The organism is Veillonellales bacterium (assembly GCA_039680175.1).
GTDB lineage: Bacteria > Bacillota > Negativicutes > JAAYSF01 > JAAYSF01 > JBDKTO01.
The window spans coordinates 1-2,241 of record JBDKTO010000057.1 but is presented as its reverse complement, the minus strand read 5'-3'; the positions used below and the strand labels follow the sequence as shown (position 1 = coordinate 2,241).

At 41.9% G+C, this 2,241-nt stretch carries 5 protein-coding genes; all 5 read left to right on the top strand.

Annotated elements, in window-relative coordinates:
• Positions 1 to 357, top strand: a 357-nt coding sequence (locus tag ABFC84_09130; protein ID MEN6412907.1) for a hypothetical protein, incomplete at its 5' end; no start/stop codon positions are given.
• 400 nt (positions 358 to 757) lie between these two features.
• Positions 758 to 1,030 (top strand): hypothetical protein, encoded by a 273-nt coding sequence (locus tag ABFC84_09125; protein MEN6412906.1) that lies wholly within the window; start codon positions 758 to 760, stop codon positions 1,028 to 1,030.
• A gap of 195 nt (positions 1,031 to 1,225) precedes the next feature.
• Positions 1,226 to 1,546, top strand: coding sequence for a hypothetical protein (locus tag ABFC84_09120; GenBank protein MEN6412905.1), 321 nt, complete (start codon positions 1,226 to 1,228; stop codon positions 1,544 to 1,546).
• 254 nt (positions 1,547 to 1,800) lie between these two features.
• Complete coding sequence (locus ABFC84_09115; protein MEN6412904.1) at positions 1,801 to 1,932, top strand: hypothetical protein; 132 nt, start codon at positions 1,801 to 1,803, stop codon at positions 1,930 to 1,932.
• The gene (locus tag ABFC84_09110; protein MEN6412903.1) at positions 1,919 to 2,140 is read left to right on the top strand and encodes a hypothetical protein; all 222 of its coding nucleotides are present in this window, start codon (positions 1,919 to 1,921) and stop codon (positions 2,138 to 2,140) included. Before ABFC84_09115 ends, ABFC84_09110 begins: the two co-directional genes overlap by 14 nt.
• Positions 2,141 to 2,241 lie beyond the last annotated feature (101 nt).

Below are 2,241 nucleotides of genomic sequence, written 5' to 3'. Positions count from 1 at the left end.
GTATCGTTTTTGCTGACCGCCGACAAACCAGGAATCCCACAACCTATCAAATTACAGGAACAACATAAAGTCATGTTCCCGTCCGGCAAACTGCTTTGTGAGGAAAGCGGCGTTCTGGTGACTGAATGGGCTGCAGGGTCATCGGTTAAGAAACCGGAAGTCACCCCTAACCGTTATCCTGACCTTATCACACTCGAACAGCAGACCACCCTGAACGGCATTATTATAGACAAGGGAGTTGAGCTAGATAAATTCCTGAAATACATGGGCGTAGCGGATTTATCAGAAATTAGCGCACAAGATTATAAAAAAGCCATTGAAGCTCTAAAGTTGGCGAAAGGGGCAAAGGCGGCATGACCCCCCTTGAACGAGTCTGTGTCTGCGGAGCAATTTACCGGATAGAGACGGACGATTTGAAATATGCCGACAAGAAGGCTAAGGCGTGGGAGAGGCAACATAGCAAATGTAGGCCGATTAAGCCAAAAGAGTCGCTTACGGGGCATCCTCGCACGAAAAAAGGGCATATTAAGGGTGTGAAGTGAAGCCGATATACGTTCTCGAAAGAAAGGAAGGAGCTATCTGGATTCCGTTAATTATACTTGATAGCCGAGATGCGTGTCGGGAAGCCGCAAAATACTTTAATGGATTTGCTTATAGAACCAAAAAGGCCACTCATAGAGTTGGTAGGTATGTGCGTGAACGGGAATAATCCACGCTTTTTGGGGATAAATGGACTGAATGTTACCGAGGGGGAATAATGAAAGACATGAGCGTGGAAGAACTGGAACATGGGATGAAATTGGTTATCAACTCTGATGCTGTTGACCTTATCGGCAAAATGGCAATTACAAATTGTTGGAACGAACTCCTGCGGCGGTTTGAGGACAGTAAGTGTTGCGGGAATTGCAAAGCCGAATCGCAATCATGCTACGCTGTCAAGGGGACGATAATCATTAAACACCCAAAATCTCATTATTGCGACAAATACGAATACGATGGCCTTAGTCGGGAAGAACGGGAGGGGAAATGAACTGGAAAAGAATATTGATGGGCAGTCTGCATTTTGATTATGATAAGAATAATCCGTGGTTATTTTTTATGTTTACAAGATATTGGTCTGGAAGGTTAATTTATTTAACCATATCTAAATTTACAGTCCACATAGATTGCCGAAGAAATTGGCTACAAGATATGGTCACTGGCAAGCCAGAATAATGAGTTTAAAATGTTATCACCAGAAGATAAGCAGTTGATAGCGGAGTATATGGTGTGGAAGTTCGGTTATGGTAATATAGGAAACCTAGATAAATGTTATTATAACCCAGATAGCGGTTTTATTATCAACTTCGACTCCAACGATGCCAGCCTGTGCGTGGAGAAGATGAATGATGATTGCGGTTGTGAATGGGAGCATTTTTATCAGCAATCAATGAGTGATTTCGCTGTTATGAAATGCAAGGGGATTGCTCAGCAAGATTTTGTTGCATGGCTCTTCAACCCCGAAAACTTCTTCTCTGCAATGGCTTCGTGGTTAAGGAGTAAATAACATGGGGGTGTGAAGGACAAAGAACCCAAGACCCCACCATGCAGGGGAGTCAGTGCCAAAGAAGAACCGAGTGGTGTCGGTAGTAGTTGAACGCAAAACTTTGGTGGGTATGTTAACCCCTTAAAATCACGCATGGACACCTCCACCAGTTGTTGCAAAATAAGCACAAACTCTCGGCAGATTTGATGATTGCCGATACTTTGTCACAGAACATAACCAATTTTGACGGGAAATTGTAATAGAGTATAACCAAAATGACCTTGCCAATCCAAAATAATATGCTATCCTCCACCAGTGACGAACAGTCCAGACAGCTTTATCAGGATGCAGTGCCGAGAAAAACTAATGTTTTGGAGTTTAAGAAGGTGGACAATGAAGTTATCTGAAATCAAAAACCAATATACGAATATACAGAAAAACAAAGACCAGTTCGGAAGAAATTTTTATATTCTTTCCTTAAAAATAGACAATCAATCATTCCTTGTAGGCAGGGATTTTTCAGATATTAAATCAGCAAAATGGTTCCAAAAAATGTTAGTAAAAGCGTTAAATAGACTAATGAAAAGTGTTGAGTTTAAGAAGGAGGCAAAATGACACTAGAAGAATTATATAGGGATGCAATGAGGGCAAAAGAGAACGATTCGCTTATCGGTGTTTCTCTGCATTTTGGGAAAGGTTGTAAACGTCCTGCTGGT